We start from the raw sequence: 23,290 nt of genomic DNA on the forward strand, positions 1-23,290 counted from the left end.
ATGAAACAATACATCATCACCGGTTACGACCATACCGACGAAGGCGCTATAGACCGCCGCATGGCCGTACGCCCCCAGCACCTTGAGGGCGCAAAGGAATTAAAAGCCAACAATAACTATATTATGGGCGGTGCCATATTAGACGATGAAGGAAAAATGATAGGCTCAGTAATGGTGCTGCAATTTGAGACCGAGGAAGAATTGGAAGCATGGAAAAAAAGGGAAATATACATTACCGCCGGCGTTTGGGAAACGGTGGAGGTGAAACCGTTTAGGGTGGTGTATTCTACACAGGTGAATTAATCCCTATTTAATGGAAGATGGAAGACGTAAGATGGAAGATGTAAAAAAACAAATCCGAAATCGAACATTCGAAATTCGAAATCAACTATGTTTGTATCACCCCTACATTAAAAGCTTTTTCAATCGGTGCGTGGTTGGCGGCTTCGATGCCCATGGATATTACCTTTCGGGTTTCGAGCGGGTCGATGATGCCATCTACCCAGAGGTGGGCGGCGGCATAGTATGGGGTGGTTTGGGTGTTGTAGCGGTCGGTTATTTCTTTTAGCAGTTCGTCTTCCTGTTCTTTGGTGATGACTTCCCCTTTGGCTATCATGGTTGATGTGCGCATCTGCAACAGCGTTTTAGCTGCCTGAGAGCCACCCATTACGGCCAGCTTGGCCGATGGCCAGGCGTAGATGAGTCGTGGGTCGTAAGCTTTGCCGCACATGGCGTAGTTGCCCGCGCCGTAGCTGTTGCCGATAATGAAGGTGAATTTTGGTACAACGGAGTTCGCTACCGCGTTCACCATTTTAGCACCGTCCTTTATAATTCCCCCCTGCTCGGAGCGGCTACCCACCATAAAGCCGGTAACATCCTGCAGGAAAACCAGCGGTATCTTTTTTTGGTTACAGTTCATGATAAAGCGGGTGGCCTTATCCGCTGAATCGGAATAGATAACCCCGCCGAACTGCATTTCGCCTTTTTTGTTTTTGATAACGATGCGCTGGTTGGCTACAATGCCCACCGCCCAGCCATCCACACGGCCCAGACCGCAAATAATGGAATGGCCATAACCTTCTTTATATTCTTCAAAAGCGGAATCGTCCAGCAATCGTTTGATGATTTCCATCATATCGTACGGCTTTTCGCGGTTTTCGGGGATGATGCCGTAAATATCTTCTTCCTTAAGTGCAGGGGCGGCGGGTTTTGTACGGTCAAAACCGGCTTTATTGTAATCGCCCACTTTATCCATAATGTTACGGATGGCATCGAGACAGGCTGCATCGTTGGGCATTTTATAGTCGGTAACGCCTGATATTTCGCAATGGGTGGTAGCACCGCCTAAGGTTTCGTTATCTACATCCTCGCCTATGGCCGATTTCACTAAAAACGATCCCGCCAGGAACACAGAACCTGTACCATCAACTATCATGGCCTCATCGCTCATGATAGGCAGGTAAGCGCCCCCTGCCACGCAGGAGCCCATAATGGCCGATATCTGGATGATACCGCTGCTGCTCATGATGGCGTTGTTGCGGAATATCCTGCCAAAGTGTTCCTTATCCGGGAATATCTCGTCCTGCAAAGGCAAGAACACACCAGCCGAATCGACCAGGTAGATGATGGGCAAGCGGTTTTCCATGGCTATTTCCTGCGCGCGCAGGTTCTTTTTTGCTGTCATTGGGAACCAGGCACCGGCTTTAACCGTAGCATCATTCGCTACAATAACACATTGCCTGCCCGAAACATAGCCTATGCCGCACACCACTCCTGCCGATGGGCAGCCACCGTATTCAGCATACATGCCTTCGGCGGTAAAAGCGCCAACTTCGAGCCAGGGTTTATCTTTATCAATGAGGTAAGCAACGCGCTCACGGGCCAGCATTTTGCCTTTTTCTTTTTGTTTGGCGGCCGCTTTTTCGCCGCCACCGGCAAATACTTTTTTGAGTTTGGTTTTTAGCTCGTAAACTAATTGTTTGTTGATATCCTCGTTCTTGTTAAAATCGATATTCATAAAAGGCGGTAATTGGAAGGCCTAAAGTTGAGGAAAATTTACGGGATTAGTTAATTGTATAAACCGGCATAATACTCAAACAGTTTTAAGGTCCTTTCTTTAACAAGCGTATAATAATGATCAGCCATGGCAATATTTTCCTTGGTCCCTCCGCCTGAATATGCGTCTTTGCACAATACATCAAATAATTTCGACTCATTATCCCTGAATGCAATCCAACTCCTTTGCGCGGCGATGAGCGACGGCCTGTCTTTAGGCTTTAATTTGGCCATCAACAGTTTGTAATACCTGTTCATCAGCGCGTCGTATTTATCTGCGGCTTGGTTGCAGGCGCTTTCTTTACCTGCTGTTGAATAATCAACCTTCATGTATTCTTCAAAGTAACGTTCTATTTTAAACGTGTCAACACCAAACTTTATGCCTTCGTCAAACTTATCGGTACGCTCCCTGTTATTTTTTTCCAGCTTAACTAGCAGTGCGGGTATCTCATTTTCAATTTTGGCGTTTATTTTTTTCGCGATTTCGGGCGTTACTTCTTTTGGGTAGTCAGTTTTTTGTGCAAAAACCGTTGCCGTAACGAGTAGTAAGATTGGTAAGAGAAAGTTTTTCATGAAGCAATTGATAGAAATCAAAAATGGGATATTATTTATAAAAACGAAAGCCCTCCCGATTTTATCGGGAGGGCTTTCAGTTCTTGTTCTGTGCAACTTTATGCGGTTACGATGTGCTCTTTGGCAGCAAGGTAACGCTCGGCTTCCAAAGCTGCCATACAACCTGTACCGGCAGCTGTTACGGCCTGGCGGTAAATATGGTCCTGGGCATCGCCGCAGGCAAACACCCCTTCTACGTTTGTTTGGGTCGAATCGGGATGGGTGATAATATATCCTGTGGCATCCATTTTTATCCAACCCTTAAATATTTCGGTGTTCGGGGTATGGCCAATGGCCACAAAAAAGCCGGTTACATCCAAAATACGCTCTTGCTGCGTTTTGTTATTGAGGGTGCGTACACCGGTTACGCCGGTTTCGTTGCCTAATATTTCGGTGGTTTCTGTATTGTAAATGATCTCTATGTTTTTGGTATGCTGCACGCGGTGTACCATCGCTTTTGATGCACGGAACTCATCGCGGCGAACCAGCATGTATACCTTGCGGCATAGTTTTGCTAAATAAGTAGCTTCTTCGGCGGCGGTATCGCCTGCGCCTACGATGGCTACATCCTGACCGCGGAAGAAGAAACCGTCGCATACGGCACATGCCGAAACGCCAAAACCATTATATTTTTGTTCTGATTCTAATCCCAGCCATTTGGCCGATGCCCCCGTAGAAATAATAACGGTATCGCAAAGGATGGTTTTTACTTCGTCGATTACCACTTTATGCGGCAAGGCCGAAAAATCAACCGAACTAACATAGCCAAAACGGATATCGGTGCCAAAACGTTCGGCCTGCTTACGCAGGTCTTCCATCATTTCGGGACCTAAAATGCCGTTCGGGTAACCGGGGAAATTATCTACATCGGTTGTTTGGGTGAGCTGGCCTCCGGCCAACATACCTGTGTATAAAACAGGTTTCATATCGGCACGGGCGGCATATATGGCAGCGGTATAACCAGCCGGGCCGGAGCCTATGATGAGGCATTTTACGTGTTCAAGTTCTTCGGGCATTGGTGTAAGGTATTATTCCGCAAAGTTACGTTTTTAAGCGGAGCCGGGCAATAGCTGATGGTCAGGATATTGCCATTAGTTAAGGTTGGAATATAAGTCAAAACAATTCCAACTGCCCATCCAACTTCTCTGGTTTTTGCTTTCGTGTTGGTTCGCCAAAGTTGGAAAGCGTAATGCCGAGCAACCTTACTTTAACATCATCAATACCAGAATGAAACAATAGTTGTTTTGCTGTGGCCGATATGGTTTCAAAATCGCCAACGGGGCTGGGGAAGGATTGGTTGCGGGTAATTTGTTTAAAGTCGGCGTATTTTACTTTTAGGGTAATGGTGCGGCCTTTCAGGTCGTATTTTAGGAGGCGGTTGTTTACAGTTTGGGCAATTTTCTCCAGTTCGGCGTACATTTCTTCTTCGGTAGTTAAGTCGTAGGCAAAAGTATCCTCCGCCCCCATCGATTTGGTTTCGCGGTTGGGTTGTACTTCGCGCTCATCAATGCCGCGTACAATTTTATAATAGAATTTGCCCGATTTACCGAAATGGCGGGTTAATTCATCTTCCGATAAGCGTTTCAGGTCGGCACCGGTGTGCAGGCCCATGTTGCGCATTTTTTCGGCTGTAACTTTGCCTACACCAAAGAATTTCTCGACGGGCAGGGTTTCCATAAAAGCTTCAATACTTGAGGGGCCGATAAACTTGAGGCCGTCGGGCTTGTTCATGTCAGACGCAATTTTGGCAACAAATTTATTGACGGATACGCCGGCCGAAGCCGTCAATTGCAACTCGTCTTTGATGGCTTGTTTGATTTGTTGGGCGATATCAATGGCTAAACCGATACCCAACTTGTCGTTGGTTACATCGAGATAGGCCTCGTCCAGCGAAAGCGGTTCGATGAGGTCGGTATAACGGCTAAATATTTCGCGGATATGATTAGAAACCTCTTTATAAGCAGCAAAGCGCGGCCTTACGAATATGGCATGCGGACAAAGCTGTAAAGCTTTCTTAGAAGGCATGGCCGAACGGATGCCAAACTTACGAGCCTCGTAACTGGCGGTAGCCACTACCCCACCCCTGCCTTCGGGCGGACCGCCTACCACGATGGGTTTGCCGCGGTATTCCGGGTTATCACGCTGCTCAACTGACGCATAGAACGCGTCCATATCGATATGGATAATTTTTCGGATGGGATATGTAGGTTGGATTTCCATTGCCCTGAACAAATATAGAGGCTAAGGGGCTTATTTAATCTTCATCAACCAATCGTAAAACGCAGGAAAATCTCCATGCCATTGTACCTCGTTATGCTTCGCGCCTTTAATGATGGTAACCGGGATATTTTTTTCGGGTGAACCTTTAAATTTGAGGATATCGACCATCTTTTGCATATCGGCTACTTCTTTTTCGCTTTCCTGGTCGCCGCAAACAAAATAATAGCGAGTGCCGCTATTGGCGTTTGCTTTAGCGTAGTCGTAAATTTGCGACCCTATCCAAAAAGAAGGCGAGAATATACCCGCGTTGCCGAAAACCCTAGGGTATTTGAGGGCGGCGTACATGCTGATGAGGCCCCCCATGGAGCTGCCGGCTACGGTAGTGTGTTTGGCATCGGGTAGGGTTTGATAGTGGCTATCGATATAGGGTTTTAATGTTTCCACCAAAAAGCGCGAGTAATCATCCCCCTGGCCTTTGCCATATTGCGAGTCGTATGGGTCGTATTCACTAATACGGTAATTACCGCCATGGTCGATGCCGACGATTATGGCTTGCTGACCATTTTTCAGGGAATCCATAAACTCATCAACGCCCCACTCCTGCCCATAGCCCGCTGTTAATTCGTCGAAAAGGTTTTGGCCATCCTGCATATAAATTACCGGATATTTGGCTTTTCCATAAGCATATCCCGACGGTAAATAAATCCATACCCTGCGCTGGCGGCCGAGTTGCGGTATATCAAATTTTTCGCTGATGATATGTACATTGGCACTTGCTGTATGCTTTTTTTCGATGGGGTGTTTATCCTGCCATTCGGCAATATTTAGCATAACGATGGTATCATGCAGAACGTGAAGGGTACGGTTAGCGATGGGTGCGTCGGTGGCAGAACATTCCACTTTGTTCCAATCGCCGCGGGTAAATTTGTATTCGTAGGCGCCTGCGGGTATGGAAACGTTCAATTGGTATACACCCGCGGAAGCTGCGGCTAACTGCCAATCTTTCGCCGCGGCAGTCCAGCCGTTCATGCTTCCCGCAAGGTAAACGGTTTCGGGAATGGGGGTTGATGCCGGTATGGTCACTTTAAAGGTAACTTTTACCTGTGCCGTGGCGATACTACTGATTAATAATATAAAAAGGAGGATGCGTTTCATCTATCAAATGTAGTAAACCCTGTAAACAAAAAATGCCCCCGATATATCGAGGGCATTTAAATTAGCTGAACGCCAGCGTTTATCTTTTATCGATAGGTACATAGTCCCTATCCACAGCGCCTACATAAATTTGGCGCGGGCGGCCGATGGGTTCTTTGTTCTCTTTCATTTCTTTCCATTGGGCAATCCATCCCGGTAAACGGCCTAAGGCAAACAATACGGTAAACATATCGGTTGGGAAGCCTAAGGCGCGGTAGATGATGCCTGAATAGAAATCAACATTTGGATACAGCTTGCGCTCGATGAAGTAAGGGTCTTTCAAGGCCACCTCTTCCAGGCGTTTGGCTATATTCAACACTTCGTCGTCTATACCCAATTTTTCTAAAATATCGTCGCAAGCTTTTTTGATGATCTTGGCGCGTGGATCGAAGTTTTTGTATACGCGATGGCCAAAGCCCATCAGGCGGAATGGATCGTTTTTGTCTTTGGCTTTGTTTATCCATTTATCGGTATCGCCGCCGTCTTCTTTTATTTTTTCGAGCATTTCGATTACCGCCTGATTGGCACCGCCGTGCAGCGGGCCCCACAATGCCGAAATACCCGCCGAAACTGAAGAATACAGGTTAGACTCGGACGAACCTACAATGCGCACAGTTGAAGTTGAGCAATTTTGCTCGTGATCGGCGTGCAATATCAACAACACGTTCATGGCATCCACAATAACCGGGTCGATGGTTACCTCTTCGGTACGCTGACCAAATGTCATATGCAGGAAATTGGTAACGTAGTCGTATTTGTTTTGCGGATATATCACCGGATGCCCCATCGATTTTTTATAAATCCACGATACGATGGTGGTCATTTTGGCCAGCAGCTTGATGATGGTATTATTAACATCCTGCGCCGTTTGAATGGGTTTTAGTGAATCAGGATAAAAGGCCGAAAGCGAACTTACCAGTGTGGTCAACTGACCCATCGGGTGCGAATCGGAAGGGAAGCCGTCGAAAAACTTCTTCATATCCTCATGCACCAACGTATGATGGTTAATCTGCTTTTGAAAATTACCAATTTGGTCAGCGGTCGGCAGATCGCCGTATATCAGCAGATAAGCAACTTCTAAAAAGCTGGATTTCTCGGCTAGCTGTTCGATCGGGTAACCTCTGTATTTTAGTATACCCACCTCACCGTCGAGAAAAGTAATGGCACTTTTTGTGGCGCCGGTGTTTTTGTAACCAATATCTAATGTAACATAACCTGTCAGGTCGCGAAGCTTCGTAATATCAATAGCCAATTCATCTTCGGTGCCCTTTACAACGGGCAATTCGTAGGTTTTATCATCAATTTTTAGTTGTACTGTATCTGACATAGAGGTGTATTTGTATTCGCAAATGTAAATAAATCTGCGTACTTTTATAGGTCGTCTTCTATTGGATTTGTAAAAATTTAGTTGTTTTTTTACATCCCGCAAGTTTAAACCATTTTTTAAATATTATATCCCGACCAAAGCATGGCGTTAAGTATAAATAAACTTTCGAAAGCACCCGATGACCGGGACTTTTACAGGTTGTTTTTTATCATTTTGTGCTTTGTCAACATCGCATTCCACTTCCTTTTTATATACCTGGTGCCACAGTCGGTAGACCCCTTGTGGTTACGCGGCTTTAGCAGCTTGATCTGTTTAACCACTGTTGCCGTATCATATTTTGACGATAAGCGCATCTATTTTGTAAACGCTTACTTCTGCATCATCACCTTTATGCTGGTGAACAACTGTTACTTGCTGGGCACCAACAACTTTATAGGCGAGTACTTTTTGGGCTCGCTGGTGAGTTTGATGTTGATCAGTTTTTTGTGCAGGCGATCGTATGAGTTTATCGGCTTTATCTGCCTGAGCATTGCCAGTTTTGGCTGCGGCTTTTTATTCAATGTGGTTTATACCGAAATACCTGTTTTGGCCGGAACGACGGTTATTTTTATAGCCCTGGCCGGTGTTTTGTTTTTATACCGCCGCTCGTACATCATCCGCAGCAAAGTCATTATGCACGATGTTACGGAACAAAAAATGGCGCTCGAACTGACCAATGGCAACCTGAACCACAGCCTGTCGAACCTGCAAAGTTTGATAGCCGCAAATACCAACATCATTTTTACGTACGACGAGAAAAAAATATGTCAGGATGTTTGGTACCCTGCGGGCGATGTTTTAGAAAAAGACGTAGTGAGCCTCATCGGATCGACGCTCGACGATTTGGCCATACCTCAGGTGGCCAGTTATTTTAAAACCGCTGTAAAAACATTAAAAACTGTATCGTTTGATTTTGAATCGTTTTTTAACAACGGGCGTTGGTACCATACTACCATTTCGCCGGTGCTCGATACCGCGCACAAGCCCAATGGCCGTGTTACCATTACTTTACAGGATATTACCGAAATAAAAGAAAGTGCAGCCAAAGTTAAAGAGAATGAAATGGTGCTGTACAATGAGCAGATAGTAGCAAAAATTGGCAGCTGGTGGACCGATGAAACCGGGCAAGACATTCAATGGTCGAACAATTTATTTACGATACTGGAGGTTACCGACATACCGCACGACCGCACAAAACTGAACTATTACATCAGCTTGATACACCCCGACGACCGCGAGCATGCACAGGTTTATTTCAATTCGCTGGTAAGCAACCCGTTGAATGAACTGGAGCATCGTTCCATCACACCAAAAGGTAACCTAAAGTATTTCAAGGTGGTAAGTGGCTATCCCGTGAAGGACGACAAAGGCCGGGTTATAAAAGTGGCAGGCATTGTGCAGGATGTTACCGAAAACAAAATTGCCAACAAGCTGATCAAACAGAGCCAGTCGGAATTGATGGAGGTGCAGGCCATTGCTAAAATTGGCGGCTGGAAATGGGACATCACCCTGAACGACATACAGTGGAGCGACGAGATATACCATATTTACGAACTTAACAAGGATGAAGTAAAGCACGAGGACCATTTTAAACTGTTGTTGGGCCAGGTACACCCGGCAGACAAAGCCATGCTGGCGGGTTCGTTTAAAAACCCGTTGAAAATGACCCGCTCGGTAGTAGAGTATCGCATCATCACCAAAAGCGGCAGGTTGAAATATGTGAGCCTGATCATCGGCAAAACCTTGAAAAAAGATGGTGTGATAAAAAAAATAATCGGCACGCTGCAAGACATGACTGAGCGGAAGAAAATCGAGTTTGATTTTGAGCGTTCGGAAAACAAATACAAGAGCGTTCTTGAAACCATTAACCTGGCTGCTGTAACGCTGAACAAAAACGGCGATATTGTTTTTTGCAATAAGCACCTGGCCGAAATTTTGGGTTATGAGCGCAGCGAATTGCTGAACATGAACTGGGTTACCAATTTTGTACCCGATATTTTGAGGGCGCAGTTTAGGGGTTGGCTGGAAACGGACAATTTTTATGCCCAGCATACCAGCCCGGTACTTTGCCGCAACGGCAAACAACGCGTTATCAACTGGAAAAACACGGTTACGCTGGACGAGTTTGGAAAAATAACCGAAACCACCAGTATTGGCGAGGATATTACCGAAATCAAAAAAGCGCGCGAGGCATTGATCATGGCTAAGGAAAATGCCGAAAAATCGTCGCGGTTCAAGTCGGAGTTCCTGTCTATAATGAGTCATGAGATTCGGACGCCGATGAATGCTGTTATAGGTACTACCAACCTGCTGCTGCAGGAAAACCCCGCCCCCAGCCAGTTGGAATACCTGCACACGCTGCAGTTTTCGAGTAATAACCTGTTGGAGCTGATCAACGATATTTTGGATTACAACAAAATTGAGGCGGGCAAACTGGAGCTGTACAAGCTACCTTTCAACATCAGCAAGCTGGCCAAAAATATTTTAAGTTCGTTTACCACCAAGGCTGAAGAGAACGGTACCAATTTGGAACTGGTGTTTGACCAAAACATACCCGTGAACCTCATCGGTGACCAATTGCGCCTGGGCCAGGTGCTGAACAACTTTATCAGTAACGCGGTAAAATTCACCAAAAACGGCACAGTGTATCTGAAGCTCGAATCGCAAAACATAAAATTTGATAAGGTATCGGTAAAGTTTACTGTGGCCGATACGGGCATTGGTATAGCGTCGGAAAACCTGGAGAAAATATTCGACCCCTTTACACAAGAGTTTCAGAGCACACAGAGCGATTATGGCGGCACGGGGCTTGGTTTAGCCATTACCAAACGCCTGATAGAACTGCACAACAGCACCATCAATATTGTGAGCGTACCGGACGAAGGCACCGAGTTTAGCTTTACCATTGAATTTGACAAGGCCGAAATTGAAGAAAAACCCGAAACTGAGGTAAAGGCCCCGACAAGCACCACAGAAGACAACCTGAAAGGTATGCGCATTTTACTGGTTGACGACAACAAAATGAACCTGCTAATAGCCACTAAGTTTTTAAAGAACTGGCACGCCGATGTACAGCATGCATCGAATGGTAAAGTTGCTGTTGAGATGGCGATGGGTAATAACTACGACGTGATCATAATGGACCTGCAAATGCCCGTTATGGACGGCTTTGAAGCAGCATCCATCATCAAACAAACCCAGCCCGAAGTTCCCATTATAGCCTTGAGTGCCGACGCCATGCCCGAAACCCAACAAAAAGCGGTGAAGCATGGTATGGAAGACTACCTAACCAAGCCTTTTGTGCCGGAGATATTGTACAGCAAGATTATGAAGCATTATAAGGGGAGCACGGTGAATTGAGGGCGCGGAGTGCATGGGGCATAGCGCAGGGCGTTTTTTCAGGTGGCAAGCTTGATGGGTAACCGCACAAGCACAACGCATAGTACATTTTAGGATGAAGTTGAAAACCTCGACCAGTGTGGGGCAAAATCATGAAACAAAAAACAACTCCGATCGGCTTCGCAATTTTACTAATCATTCCTCAGCTACTTTTCGGCTTGAATTATTTAGACAACTATTTGGATTTTTTGAACAATAAGTATGTAGTGGACGGTTTGAAATCGACTTTAGACATCTATATTTTTGATTTCACACTGTTAATATTATTTTTGATAAGCAGAAAAGTGAATAAGCTTTTTTCCTTTGCAATTATAGTTATTTCTCTTATTCATACATTCGGTATTTCTATTTTCGCATCATCATTTCCATTTCCTTTAAAAGGGATTTTTTTATCAGCAATCACGTTAATAATATCTTTGTCCCTTATTTTTATCCCTTACTTTTTTAGAAGATACATACAAAAAGAGTGAGGATAATAGATAGTGTATTAAAGCGGTTGTTGAATAATTAAAACATTGTTAGACGGGAGAAAATTACACATCCAATGCCCCAGGTAGCATCAGTAAAAAAGGCAGGGCTTTATCGTAATTGAGGTCGGGGTATTCCAACCCCAGTGCGCGTAGGTTGTTATAATAGATTTGATGTTGCTGGTAGTAGTTTTTTTCGGATTGGACAAACCAGACTTTATCGCCTAATTTTTGGGCCAAAAACCATTTCTCCAATAAACGGCCTGTACGGCCATTGCCATCGTTAAAGGGGTGTATCTTCACAAAAACCAAATGTATCATCGCTGAAAAGAAGAAAACTTCCTTTATGTTCATTTCGGCTGCTAACAAGTCGGCAACATCACTATAAAACTTTTCCATTTCGCCGGGCACCTGGTGCGGGGTTGCGGCCACATACTCTATTTTGCCTTCGGGTGTGGATACATACATGTTTTGTGTGCGCAAATTGCCTTGGTAATGCTTTGCCACAATGTGTTTACTTAAGAGTTGGTGCGCATGTGCGACATTTTGTTGGCTTAGGGTATTGCTTTTCGCAAAGGTGTAGGCATCATATAAATCGTCTATTTTGCAGGTATAGTCGGGCAAAAATTCGATACCAAATTTTTTGTGCTTGACGTATGAGTCGAGTTCGATGTCCTCCCCTTCTATCTTACTTGAAAAGACTGATGATACTGATGTATAAAAACTGAAAGTCTCGGTGGATATTTCGGCATCGTGCAAGCTATCAAACTTCAACAGCAAATCGGGCGCAACCTGTTGGATGTATAGTGGCAGTAAAGTTACAGGGATGATTTTTAGTTGATAGAGCATGCTTTGGACTGGCCGGGTTTACGCCAAATTTACCGAAAAGGTACGGGTGCGGCAAGGGGTTTATCATTGCGATTTTTTGGAAATACCGTCAAAATTTTGTACCTTGTATGGTTTGGAACAAGGAACAAAGATGAAAGAACAGGGAGAAATAAAGATTGAAGTATTTCCTACTTTTTCCCCCCTTTGGTTGGCGGGCTGCCTGTCGCGCAGTGGTTGCTTTCCAAAAGTATCGGGACAGGCTATCATTCCTCTTCGCAATGACTTGGTGGTTAAATGGCGTGAAATATTTCTTACTTTTTCCCCCCTTGCCTTATTAAGCGATCGATAAATTTATTTAATGATTTAAATATTTAATCTATAGTTAATAAATCGGTCAGTAAATCACTCAGTGTTTAATTGGTGCGTATAGCCTCTACAGGGTCTAAACGAGCAGCGATCCATGCCGGCACAATACCCGCGATAATGCCTATGGTTACCGAAGTACTTATACCGATGACTACGTTTTTGAAGTAGAGTACCACGGCCACATCAGATTGGGATTTTAAAATGAGTGTACCGACATAAACTAAGGCAATCCCCAGCAAACCACCCATGAGGCATAATAAAATGGCCTCGAGCAGGAACTGGAGCATGATAAAGTAGTTTTTGGCCCCAAGGGACTTTTGGATACCGATGATATTGGTGCGTTCTTTTACCGACACGAACATGATATTAGCTATGCCGAAGCCGCCTACCAGTACCGAAAAGCCACCGATGATCATCCCCGCAAAGTGCAGGAAGCTGAACACCTTGTCGAATTGTTCGGATATGAGGGTGCTCTTGTTGAGGGCGAAGTTATCTTCCTGGTTGGGTCTTATGCGGCGTATGGAACGCATGGCACCTTCCAGTTCGCTTTCAACAGCTTCTTCGGGCACACCATCGCGGCCCTTAACCACAATTTGGGGGTTATAGTTATCGCTTTCGATGTTAACCATTTGATGGGCAAAAGCCACGGGAATAACGATGGCGTCATCGTTTGATATACCCAGCATGTCTTCGCCGTCTTTAGCAAACACGCCCACTACCCGCACATTGCGGCCGAGTACTTTGATCAGTTTGCCTTCGGCAAGTGAGGGTGCTACAAACAAGCCCTCGGCAACATTATAGCCAATGAGGGCTACGGGTTCGCCTGCGCGCGATTCCATACCGGTGAAGTAGCGGCCTGCAATAAAGTTGAGCAGCCAGGTTTTATCATAGTCGGCCGAGGCGGCACTGATCTGCACGTTCTCGACGCTATTGCTTTGATATTTGATGGTGTGGTTGCTCAGCCAGGCTTCGTACTCCATGCCTTGCGTGCTTTGCATACGTTTTTCGAGGGCATCCAGGTCGCGCAGTTTAAGCACAGGGCGCTGCATATATTTCCACCACGGGTAGTCACCGCTGAAAGTCCATGGCATTTTTTGCACAAAAAGGGTGTTGCTGCCCAGTTTGTCGACACTTTTGTGCAGGTTGTCGTTCAAGGTATCGACAGCAGAGAATACAGCGATGATACTGAATATACCAATGGTAATTCCCAATAAGGACAAGATGGTACGGAGCTTGTTTTGCCTGAGAGCATCCATGGCAAAAACAAAACTTTCGGCAAATAGCTTAAAAAATATCATACTACCATTTAGACAACAGATGCGCCGTTACGTTACAGCCATAACCAAATATATATATCGTGGACCATAATCGTGTTCTAAATGTAAAATTCAATGTAAAAAATGACATAAGCCCGCCAAAATAGTGATTTAGATTATTGATTGGCAAACAGTTTGACGGTAATTTTACTATATAAAACGTTATATCACAAATAGCAATAAGAATCACATTAACCAAACCATCATGGAAACCATTAACCAAACCACCGTTACAGCCGACATTGACGAAGCTATAACCAAACTGTACGACCAGAACAAATTCTGGCTGTCAGAAATCAACTTTCTGGACGATGAAATCAAATTTATAACCGATTTGCTGGACAAGTTCTTTATCACCCTGATACAAGACAAATATGTTAACCGTATACAACTTATTAAAGGTCAACTCATATCGTTGGGCTACGTAGAAAGTAATATAAAACAGGACATTATAAGGCACCAAATCCACATAGAAGAAAAAATAAACAACAAGGCAGCAAAAAGTCAGATTTTTTTAGAAATGGAAGACGCGAGGATAGCCGACGAACTAAAGGACATCCACAAGAACTTTAAACATATCAAAACCGATATTTTCGCAATTACAAGTACCTTGTTACTTAACAACAAACAAGACCAAGCTTAAAACTAAAAAGCCCTTCTTGATAATCAAGAGGGGCTTTTTGGCGAAATGCACGATCAATAGTTAGTGGTTTTTGTAACCGTAGTGGTAGTAACCGACCTTGGTGCCGCAATTGAAGTAGTATGGGCATAATGATGCACAGGGTGCGCACGCAAATAAGCTTGGCGTTGCCTTAGTTTTTTACGACGGATGGCGTCGCCAACAATATAGCCGCCGCCTGCACCTATTGCGCCACCTATTACGGCACCTTTAACGCCATGACCGATTAGTCCACCTGCAACTATGCCGGCAGCGCCGCCAACTATTGCACCCTTGGCCTGATCGCTAACGGGGCGAGATTGTGCTTGCACTGAGAGGTTAGCCATAAACAGCAGCGTAATTACCAAGCCAGCCGAAAAGATATACTTTTTCATAATAATTGTTTTTGATATGAGTTTAGCGTAAACCAAAACATTTGATTTACATCAACAACATGGCAAAAAAACAGCCAATAATACAATCAAGTATCAGATAGGCAAAAAAACAACCGGCAACAAATGTTTAGTGGCTCAGGCTGCCTGCAAAGGGTTTTCAATACTGAAATTTAACAGGAACTAAAAATAGCAGAAGCTGGAGATTGTGACTGCTTGATATATCCTTTAAAGGATATTTGTAGTGATTACTATACAGTTTAAGTTGGACGGATACTCAGGATTATAATCTAAACCCCAAATTGACTTAAATGATGGTCAATGTGTTTGGTCAATAACTTGTCCCACTCGATAGCGGTAAGTCGCCCAAAAAATGGGTGCGGGTATTTATTCACGTCCTTGCCCCTTGTAGCGGTATAATGTTCAATTAAGGCGATGAGATGTTCTTTTTCCTCTTCAAAATTGTATTCGCCTTTTACTTTAAGCGCTTTAGAAGTTGGCAGGCCTTTTTTGACCGGCTTATCACTTAAAAGGCTCTTTTTTGCCATGTTACCAAAAATATAACCCCAAAATTCCCTTTTTTGCTTCACCTCGCCCAAGGCATTGTTGAAGGCGGCGTTCAAATGCGCCATAGCTTGGTCTACCGTCATTTTACCCCACAACGGAGTTGAAGCAGGCGTTAAATGGTTGATCCGTTCGATTATCTCTTTGCTGTACGCAGCGTTTAATAAACTTTTCATTACTGGTTGGGGACAAACATCAGGGCACATAAAGATAAGAAAGCATTTTATAAATCGTAAAACAAAAATGAAATATGAGGCAACCTCAACAAAAACAATACCGTGATTAGCAAGACAAGTCAGGCAATAACACTCCAACCACTAGCCAGACATTTTAGCAGAAGAATAGGGTGCGCATTTTAAGGGATTTGGATTTGGCAACATCGGGTGCTGCGCACCCGATGTTGCTGATTTTAGGACTTACAGGCCCTAATTGTACAATCCATAATTTTTCCGAAATTGCCTAACTTTTTTAACTGTAAAACAATCCGTTTTTATGATCAACTATCAACGTATCGACCACGTTTACGTTTGTGTGCCGCCGGGCAAAGTGGACGAAGCCAACCTGTTTTATACCGGGGTGATGGGCTTCGAGCCAAAAATGAGGGCTCCTGAACTGTATAAAAGCAGCGGTTACTGGTATCAATTGCCTGGGTTAGAACTCCATATCGGTACAGAAAACCCATCTGAAATATCAAAACGGCACTTTGCTATGCAGGTCACCAATCTGCATGACGCACGGACCCACCTTGAGGCCAATGGGATAGAAATAGTTGAAGAAGTGCCCATATCCGGCCGCGACCGCTTTGCCTTTCACGACCCTTATGGTAACAGGATTGAATTGTTGGAATACCATTGATGGTTAATTATCCTGTAAAAATTACTACCTTAACTCGATGAAAAAGCTGCTGCTGTTTTTACCCCTATTGTTTAGCCTTAATGCGGCATCTCAAATATTGGTTGATACCCACAACGACATTCTATCGAACGAATTGATAACCAAGTCCGATATTGGCAAACTACAGGATAGCGGCAATTTTGACCTGGTGAGGGCAAAACAAGGTGGTTTAAATGCCCAGGTATTTTCGATTTGGTGCGGAGAGCAATATGGCACCGGCACGGCTTTTAATATGGCCAACCGCGAGATAGATTCGTTATACGCCCTAATCAAGCGCTACCCTACCGAAATAACTTTAGTGAGAAACTCGTCCGAGCTAAAAAAGGCCGTCAAACACCATCAAATGGCAGCAATGATTGGTGTTGAAGGCGGGCACATGATAGAAGACCGCATGGATTATATCGATTCGCTGGCAAAACGGGGCATGCGTTACCTTACCCTTACATGGAATAATAGTACCACCTGGGCTACATCGGCACGCGATGAGACACGCAACAAAGACACATCAAAGTACCTCGGACTCACAGAGTATGGCAAGCAAATTGTCCATCATCTGAACGACCTTGGCGTGATGATAGACGTATCGCACGTAGGCGAAAAGACCTTTTACGATGTGATAGCCACATCTACAAAACCCATCATCGCATCCCATAGTTGCGCTTACACGCTCGACCCTAACAGGCGCAATTTGAAAGATGCACAACTAAAAGCCCTTGCTCAAAACGGCGGAGTGGTTTTTGTTAACTTTTATAGCGCTTTTGTTGATAGTACCTTCGATAAAAAAGACGGCGCGTTTTTACGGCAGCACCGCAAGGAGTTGGATTCGCTTTTTGTCATTTATCATGATGAAACATTGGCTAACATAAGGCTTAACAACATCTATAAATCGCAAACCGACCCGATGCGTCCCCCTTTGAGCTTATTGGTAAAGCACATAGATTATATTGTTAAACTGATAGGTATTGACCATGTAGGCATTGGTTCTGATTTTGACGGCTCTGAGTCATACCCGTTGGGTTTGGACAGTGTGGCCGATTACCCTAAGATATTTGACGAACTGGCCAAAATAGGCTACTCGAAGAAAGACATCGACAAAATAAAGGGCGGCAATTTTATACGGGTGCTTAAAGCCAATACCGGGAAATAGGTTTATCAAACGCTGGCTTTACCATTTTTTAAAAATGACGAATACGGCGAGCACATTAAGACTAAAGCCCACCAAATGGTTCCAGCCAAGTTTTTCACTCTTAAAAAACAACAGGCTAAATACCATAAAAACCGTCAGCGTAATGGCTTCTTGTATCGTTTTAAGTTGAACCAGGGTGTACGGCCCCCCATCGCCTTTAAACCCCGACTGGTTTGCCGGTACCTGAAACACATACTCGAAGAAAGCCAAGCCCCAACTGATGAGGATGATGGTAAACAAACCCATGCTTTTGCCCCAACTGTATTCCTTAAATTTAAGGTGCCCGTACCAGGCAAACGTCATAAAAGTATTGGATATAATGAGGAAAATGATGGTTTTGAGTCCGCGCATACAGCTGATATAAATTGAGTTTTCGTTGCTAAGTTAATCTAAAACCCAACCTACTCCAATCTTGTTTGCAGCAACTCTTTACGGTACCCGGCATTTAAACCCGGTTTAAGGTCGCTCAAAATATACACAGTCGTACCTTTTTCGCGGGCAAGCGGGTTATCTATTTCGCCCGTTTTTTTAGCACTGCCAATGCGCCCGTTTCTCAGCATCTCCTCCACATTAGCCCCGTTCGACTCATCAACATATACCAGATACTTCGCATCAATATTTTCGGGCGCCCAAAGGGCAAAACTGCTGTTTAGCGAATACACGTCGGGTAGGTTGTACAGCTTACCATAATGGTGCACGGCGCCCGCTTCGCCATAGTTATTGGCAAATATGATGGTTTGCTTTTGTTGTTCAGGTGTCAAACTTTGATATGCTTGGGCAACCTTAAGGCCCAACTCGTCCCACCCGAACATATCGCCATAATCCTGTGTTGTTGGGTGCATCTTTTGATCTTCCCATTTAAATGGGAACTTTACGTTGAGCTTGTTTGCTATAAAATCAAATACGGGCAAGGCTGTTTTTATAGGGAAGACAGGCAGCGACAGTGGAAAGAACACCAAATTGGGCACTACAAAAAACAATACCAAGGCCGTCCGCCAAACCAATCCTTTCGATTTGAGCAGGCGCTCAAAACCGAAGGCGCCTGCGGCAAACAACATGGGATATGCCCCAAACAGGTAGTATATTTTGCCGTTCAACTCCAAAAACAAAACCAGTGTAAACAAATAAGCATATGCCAGAAAGCGGTATTGCCGCATCCGATGAAAGAACAAAAGGTATATCAAACCGCCCAGCCAAAGCCAAAGCGCCGCACCATTTATCATGAGTTGTTGAGCCACAAAATCGCCGGGTTTTATGTAGTCCAGCTGACTGCTGCGTAGCTTGCGCATATGCATGGCCAATGGCAAATGATGCGTCAACTGCCAAATGATGTTCGGTAAAAAGATGATGATGGATATCCCTACTGCTATCCAAATGCCTTTTTTCGCAAATATGGTGCGCTGCGCGGTTAGCAGGATACCGATGATAAGCGCCGCTGTAAAAAATGCCATGGTGTACTTGGTCATCATACCTAATCCAATCGCGACGCCTAAATAGTACAGGTATTTGTCTTGGTTGGTATTAAAATACTTCACCAGCAAATAAGCCGAAAGCAGCCACCATAACTGGTCGAAAACCACCGGCTGCAGCAAATAGCCCGACGCCAAAAAGGCCGGCGAAAAAATAAGCGACAAACAAGCCAAGGTAATAGCAAACCGCTTACCGCCAAACTCAACCGTGAGCAACCCTGTCAATAGTATAATAAGTGCGCTGCAAAGTGTTGTAAATACCCTTGCTGCGGCAACCGACGAGCCAAACAATGTAGTGGAAAGCCGGGATATAAAAGCAATAAATGGCGGAACTTCTTTAAATCCCCAGGCCAAATGGTCGCCAAGGGCAAGGTGCAGCATCTCATCGCGTTGAAAGCCGTAATGTGGTAAGGCAAACAGGTTAAGAATTATCCTGATTGCAACAAACAGTAAAATCAACGGTAAATAACCTTTATAGTTACGCTTTTCCATTAAATCCGTTTTCGGTTAAAGCTAATTTAAACAGAATGTTTTGATATGCAAAAGCCGGTAGGCTCCCCTTTAATCACAAAAAAGCCCGGCGATTTCGCAGGGCTTGATATTTATCGCAAACAAAGCTTATTTCATGTTGCTGCCTGTTGTAGCAGGTGCCGCAGCCGGTGGTGCCAATACCTCTCCGCTAATCACCAGATATTTTTGTGGTGTTTTAGCATTCGATGTAACCACAATGGTTTTGTTAAAAACGCCGGCTACAGGAGCATTGAAGGTTATTTTAATAATACCTTTATCACCTTTTTTAACAGGTGTTTTGGTATAATCGGCAATAGTACAGCCGCATGTTGGGCGCACTTCGGTCAATATCAAGGGCTCTTCGCCAATATTGGTATATTCAAAGTCGGTAGTAACCGGCTTACCCTGAGGTATTTTACCAAAATCGTACTTTTCCGAAGCAAACTTAAACTCAGCCTTATTGTCTGTTTGGGCAGACGCAGTAATCGTAAAACCTAAAATTACCGCACATAAAATCATTAATTTTTTCATATTCTTGTGTTGATGTAGTATGGTGATGTACAAATATACTAATTATCCATTTTATTTTAAACTAATAAAAAAACTAATGGTTTAGTAGGTAAAAATAATGTAAGCGAAATAGAATTTTATATTTTTGCTGAGTAAACCAAATTTTATATGCCAGATACCGTGGTTAACGCTACCAATAAGTTTGATGTATCACAACTAAGTTTCGATGCCTTTCGCGACATCGTTTTAAACGATTACCGTATCGGCTACGAAAGCCGTCAAGCCAGTCTTATCGGCCGCCGCGAAGTACTTACCGGCAAGGCCAAGTTTGGCATTTTTGGCGATGGTAAAGAAGTTGCCCAACTGGCTATGGCCAAAGCCTTTAAACCCGGCGACTGGCGCGCCGGTTACTACCGCGACCAAACCTTTATGTTTGCCACGGGCATGAGCAACCTTAAGGAGTTCTTCGCTCAGCTATATGCCAACCCCGATGTGGAGAAAGACCCCGCATCCGCCGGAAGGCAAATGAACTGCCACTTTGCTACGCGCACCATCGACGATAATGGCGATTGGAAGAACCTCACGGAGGTGATGAACTGCTCGTCCGATATATCCACTACCGGCGGACACATGCCGCGCTTGTTAGGCCTGGCTTACGCCTCAAAACTATATCGCCAAAACAAAGAACTGGCTTACCTCGACAAGTTCTCGGTAAATGGCAACGAGGTGGCTTTTGGCACCATCGGCAACGCTTCCACTTCCGAAGGCTTGTTTTTTGAAGCCTTTAACGCCGCCGGTGTATTGCAGGTGCCTATGGCAATTTCCGTTTGGGACGATGCCTATGGCATATCCGTTCCGGCCAAATATCAAACCACCAAAGAAGACATCTCAGAGATACTCAAAGGCTTCCAGCGCGAAGAAGGCACCAATGGCTACGAGATATTCAAAGTACGCGGCTGGGATTATGTAGGCCTGTGCGAAACCTACGAAAACGCCATCAACGTTTGTCGTGCCGAGCATGTACCCGTGTTGATTCACGTTACCGAGATGACACAGCCGCAGGGCCATTCTACTTCCGGCTCGCACGAACGCTATAAATCCAAAGAGCGCCTGGAATGGGAAGATGAGCACGACTGCCTGCTGCAAATGCGCAAATGGATGCTCGAAACCGCTATAGCTACCGATACCGAACTCAGCGAACTGGAAGACGCCGCCAAAAAACACGTGCGCGAATGCCAGCGCGAAGCCTGGAGCGAACTGGATATCGACATCAAAGACGAACTGCACGATACCGCCGACCTCATTGAGCGCATGGCCCATTCTTCAGCTTCGGCAGAACAGTTGCTCGAAATATCCACCACCCTGCGCGAACAAATAGACCCGGGCCGCCGCGATGTGGTTGCTGCCGCACGCAAGGTTCTGCTGCTTACCGTTAAAGAAGGTTCGGAAGAGCGCGAAAGCCTGCTCGAATGGCTTTTGCAGGAGAACACCAAAAATAAAGAACGCTATAACTCCAAACTGTTTACCGGCAGCCCCTATACCCCGCTCAAAGTACCGGTTGTGGCACCTGAGTTTGATGAAGAGGCCCGTATGATAGATGGCCGCGAAATACTGAACGCCTGTTTTGAAGCCAACTTTACCCGCGATAAAACCCTCGTGGCCTTTGGCGAAGACGTTGGCGCCATTGGCGATGTTAACCAGGGCTTTGCCGGCCTGCAACTCAAATTTGGCGACCTGCGCGTAACCGATACCGGCATCCGCGAAGCCACCATTATTGGGCAAGGTATGGGTTTGGCCATGCGTGGCCTGCGCCCCATTGCCGAAATACAGTACCTCGACTACCTCATGTACGCCATGAATGTACTAAGCGACGACCTGGGCAGCCTGAGCTACCGCAGCTATGCCGGTCAAAAGGCGCCTGTCATCGTCCGCACGCGTGGTCACCGCCTCGAAGGGATATGGCACTCAGGCTCGCCCCTGGGCTTCATACTTAACGCGCTGCGCGGCATTCATATTTGTGTGCCCCGTAACATGACACAGGCTGCAGGCCTCTATAACACCCTCATGCGCGGCGATGAGCCCGCTCTGGTAATAGAATGCCTCAACGGCTACCGCCTCAAAGAAAAACTGCCAACAAACGTGGGCGAGTTTACCATACCCATCGGCAAGGCCGAATTGCTGCGCGAAGGTACCGATGTTACCATCGTATCCTACGGTTCAACACTCCGCATTGTACAGGAAGCCGCTTCCGAGCTCGAATGCGCGGGTATCAACGTCGAAATCATCGACCCGCAAACCCTATATCCCTTCGACCTCGACCATATTTGCGCTACCTCGTTAGCTAAAACCAACAAACTGCTCATTGTGGATGAGGATGTGCCCGGTGGCGCTTCGGCTTATATTTTGCAGCAACTCATCGAAGTACAAAGCGGGTATTACCACCTCGACAGCCAACCCCGTACCCTAACCGCCAAGCCACACCGCCCGGCGTATGGTTCCGATGGCGACTATTTCTGCAAACCATCGCACGAGGACATCATCGAGACCGTTTACAGCATGATGAGCGAAAGCAACCCGGCAAAATTCCCGCCGATATATTAACAAATCACGTCGTTGCGAGCCACAACTTGTCCTGATCCTTCGGGAAAGCAACCTCTGCGCGACAGTCCCGTTCTGTTAAAAGGGGGGAAAAAGTAAGAATATTTCCCTCGTGCGCCGTAGCAGTATGCGAAGGAGCGACTTCCTGCGCCATAGCTTTATGCGGAGGAGTATCTTTGTGCGTAGCAATCGTAAGCGAAGGTGCAGCATCTCCGGCTTCTGTCCTTGTTCCTTACTCCTTATTCTTTTCTCCAAGTTAAGCCACCTTAACGTTGGGCCAAGCCTCGTTTTCATCCATCACCTCATCGTCGTCCCACATCAAATCCCTCTCCGTCTCCACAGGCTTTTCCGCAGGAGACGCTATGTCTGTCCCGCTAGTAAAAACCGCGTCATGCTGAACTTGTTTCAGCACCCCATCATCCAGATCGCTATGTGACGTCAAACCATCCAGGGGGGAAAAAGTAGGAATATTTTCGATGTTTTCTCCCGAGATCTCCCGGTTTGTCGGGATGTCCGCGCCCATAGGTAACCCGCTATCCATGCCCGCCTCGGATGTGTCCGACTCAGAACTCCCGACTCCACACTCAGGGCTTCCATCCTCCACATCACCCACGCCGTTGTTGGTGTCCCGATAGCTATCGGGATCACCAACAACCGAAAAAACCCCGTCATCATCAGAACTCTGA

21 protein-coding genes are annotated in these 23,290 nt (G+C 45.5%); 7 read left to right on the top strand and 14 right to left on the bottom strand.

Annotated features, from left to right (window positions below):
• A complete protein-coding gene (locus QZX97_RS14530; protein WP_295652100.1) occupies positions 1 to 303 on the top strand; it encodes a YciI family protein in 303 nt (100 codons plus the stop codon).
• Positions 304 to 388: 85 nt separating this feature from the next.
• Here QZX97_RS14530 and QZX97_RS14535 read toward each other — a convergent pair whose 3' ends face one another.
• The 6 genes from QZX97_RS14535 to QZX97_RS14560 form a co-directional block, all read right to left on the bottom strand.
• Complete coding sequence (locus QZX97_RS14535; protein ID WP_295652102.1) at positions 389 to 2,017, bottom strand: carboxyl transferase domain-containing protein; 1,629 nt, start codon at positions 2,015 to 2,017, stop codon at positions 389 to 391.
• A gap of 50 nt (positions 2,018 to 2,067) precedes the next feature.
• A complete protein-coding gene (locus QZX97_RS14540; protein ID WP_295652104.1) occupies positions 2,068 to 2,628 on the bottom strand; it encodes a lysozyme inhibitor LprI family protein in 561 nt (186 codons plus the stop codon).
• A gap of 98 nt (positions 2,629 to 2,726) precedes the next feature.
• Positions 2,727 to 3,683, bottom strand: coding sequence for a thioredoxin-disulfide reductase (gene trxB, locus QZX97_RS14545; RefSeq protein WP_295652105.1), 957 nt, complete (start codon positions 3,681 to 3,683; stop codon positions 2,727 to 2,729).
• 97 nt (positions 3,684 to 3,780) lie between these two features.
• Positions 3,781 to 4,887 carry a DNA polymerase IV gene (gene dinB / locus QZX97_RS14550; protein ID WP_295652107.1) on the bottom strand — a complete coding sequence of 369 codons (1,107 nt, stop codon included), beginning with the start codon at positions 4,885 to 4,887 and terminating at the stop codon, positions 3,781 to 3,783.
• 30 nt (positions 4,888 to 4,917) lie between these two features.
• Positions 4,918 to 6,042, bottom strand: a complete 1,125-nt coding sequence (locus QZX97_RS14555; protein ID WP_295652108.1) for an alpha/beta hydrolase-fold protein — start codon at positions 6,040 to 6,042, stop codon at positions 4,918 to 4,920.
• 79 nt (positions 6,043 to 6,121) lie between these two features.
• Positions 6,122 to 7,408, bottom strand: a complete 1,287-nt coding sequence (locus QZX97_RS14560) for a citrate synthase (protein WP_295652110.1) — start codon at positions 7,406 to 7,408, stop codon at positions 6,122 to 6,124.
• A 141-nt stretch (positions 7,409 to 7,549) separates the two neighbouring features.
• Between QZX97_RS14560 and QZX97_RS14565 the strand changes: the two genes are divergently transcribed.
• Positions 7,550 to 10,807 carry an ATP-binding protein gene (locus tag QZX97_RS14565; protein WP_295664746.1) on the top strand — a complete coding sequence of 1,086 codons (3,258 nt, stop codon included), beginning with the start codon at positions 7,550 to 7,552 and terminating at the stop codon, positions 10,805 to 10,807.
• Between the two features lie 572 nt (positions 10,808 to 11,379).
• Here the strand turns inward: QZX97_RS14565 and QZX97_RS14570 are convergent.
• Positions 11,380 to 12,162 carry a Fic family protein gene (locus QZX97_RS14570; RefSeq protein ID WP_295652112.1) on the bottom strand — a complete coding sequence of 261 codons (783 nt, stop codon included), beginning with the start codon at positions 12,160 to 12,162 and terminating at the stop codon, positions 11,380 to 11,382.
• Between QZX97_RS14570 and QZX97_RS14575 the strand changes: the two genes are divergently transcribed.
• Complete coding sequence (locus tag QZX97_RS14575; protein WP_295652113.1) at positions 12,161 to 12,490, top strand: hypothetical protein; 330 nt, start codon at positions 12,161 to 12,163, stop codon at positions 12,488 to 12,490. The two genes, QZX97_RS14570 and QZX97_RS14575, sit on opposite strands and share 2 nt — an antisense overlap.
• A 64-nt stretch (positions 12,491 to 12,554) precedes the next feature.
• On the opposite strand, the gene QZX97_RS14580 is transcribed toward QZX97_RS14575, so the two are convergent.
• Positions 12,555 to 13,763: an ABC transporter permease gene (locus QZX97_RS14580; RefSeq protein ID WP_363152612.1), complete on the bottom strand. Its 1,209-nt coding sequence runs from the start codon at positions 13,761 to 13,763 to the stop codon at positions 12,555 to 12,557.
• Positions 13,764 to 14,028: 265 nt separating this feature from the next.
• Here QZX97_RS14580 and QZX97_RS14585 point away from each other — a divergent pair, with 265 nt between their 5' ends.
• Positions 14,029 to 14,466 carry a hypothetical protein gene (locus tag QZX97_RS14585; RefSeq protein WP_295652116.1) on the top strand — a complete coding sequence of 146 codons (438 nt, stop codon included), beginning with the start codon at positions 14,029 to 14,031 and terminating at the stop codon, positions 14,464 to 14,466.
• A 53-nt stretch (positions 14,467 to 14,519) separates the two neighbouring features.
• On the opposite strand, the gene QZX97_RS14590 is transcribed toward QZX97_RS14585, so the two are convergent.
• Both QZX97_RS14590 and QZX97_RS14595 read right to left on the bottom strand, forming a co-directional pair.
• Positions 14,520 to 14,876, bottom strand: a complete 357-nt coding sequence (locus tag QZX97_RS14590; protein ID WP_295652118.1) for a glycine zipper domain-containing protein — start codon at positions 14,874 to 14,876, stop codon at positions 14,520 to 14,522.
• 287 nt (positions 14,877 to 15,163) lie between these two features.
• Positions 15,164 to 15,613: a DUF1569 domain-containing protein gene (locus tag QZX97_RS14595; protein ID WP_295652120.1), complete on the bottom strand. Its 450-nt coding sequence runs from the start codon at positions 15,611 to 15,613 to the stop codon at positions 15,164 to 15,166.
• A 316-nt stretch (positions 15,614 to 15,929) separates the two neighbouring features.
• On the opposite strand from QZX97_RS14595, the gene QZX97_RS14600 reads away from it, so the two are divergent.
• Both QZX97_RS14600 and QZX97_RS14605 read left to right on the top strand, forming a co-directional pair.
• Positions 15,930 to 16,292, top strand: coding sequence for a VOC family protein (locus QZX97_RS14600; RefSeq protein WP_295652121.1), 363 nt, complete (start codon positions 15,930 to 15,932; stop codon positions 16,290 to 16,292).
• A gap of 37 nt (positions 16,293 to 16,329) precedes the next feature.
• Entirely contained in the window at positions 16,330 to 17,478 is a 1,149-nt protein-coding gene (locus tag QZX97_RS14605; RefSeq protein ID WP_295652123.1) for a dipeptidase, read from the top strand.
• Between the two features lie 18 nt (positions 17,479 to 17,496).
• Here QZX97_RS14605 and QZX97_RS14610 read toward each other — a convergent pair whose 3' ends face one another.
• The 3 genes from QZX97_RS14610 to QZX97_RS14620 all read right to left on the bottom strand — a co-directional run bounded on the left by QZX97_RS14610 (position 17,497) and on the right by QZX97_RS14620 (position 20,027).
• The gene (locus QZX97_RS14610; protein ID WP_295652125.1) at positions 17,497 to 17,868 is read right to left on the bottom strand and encodes a DMT family protein; all 372 of its coding nucleotides are present in this window, start codon (positions 17,866 to 17,868) and stop codon (positions 17,497 to 17,499) included.
• Between the two features lie 50 nt (positions 17,869 to 17,918).
• The gene (locus QZX97_RS14615) at positions 17,919 to 19,478 is read right to left on the bottom strand and encodes a glycosyltransferase family 39 protein (RefSeq protein ID WP_295652127.1); all 1,560 of its coding nucleotides are present in this window, start codon (positions 19,476 to 19,478) and stop codon (positions 17,919 to 17,921) included.
• 126 nt (positions 19,479 to 19,604) lie between these two features.
• Positions 19,605 to 20,027, bottom strand: coding sequence for a DUF1573 domain-containing protein (locus QZX97_RS14620; RefSeq protein WP_295652129.1), 423 nt, complete (start codon positions 20,025 to 20,027; stop codon positions 19,605 to 19,607).
• 147 nt (positions 20,028 to 20,174) lie between these two features.
• On the opposite strand from QZX97_RS14620, the gene QZX97_RS14625 reads away from it, so the two are divergent.
• Positions 20,175 to 22,607, top strand: a complete 2,433-nt coding sequence (locus QZX97_RS14625; protein ID WP_295652131.1) for an alpha-ketoacid dehydrogenase subunit alpha/beta — start codon at positions 20,175 to 20,177, stop codon at positions 22,605 to 22,607.
• A gap of 253 nt (positions 22,608 to 22,860) precedes the next feature.
• Here QZX97_RS14625 and QZX97_RS14630 read toward each other — a convergent pair.
• On the bottom strand, positions 22,861 to 23,290 hold a 430-nt coding region (locus QZX97_RS14630), incomplete at its 5' end, for a hypothetical protein (RefSeq protein WP_295652134.1).

This window comes from uncultured Mucilaginibacter sp. (genome assembly GCF_903893715.1).
GTDB lineage: Bacteria > Bacteroidota > Bacteroidia > Sphingobacteriales > Sphingobacteriaceae > Mucilaginibacter.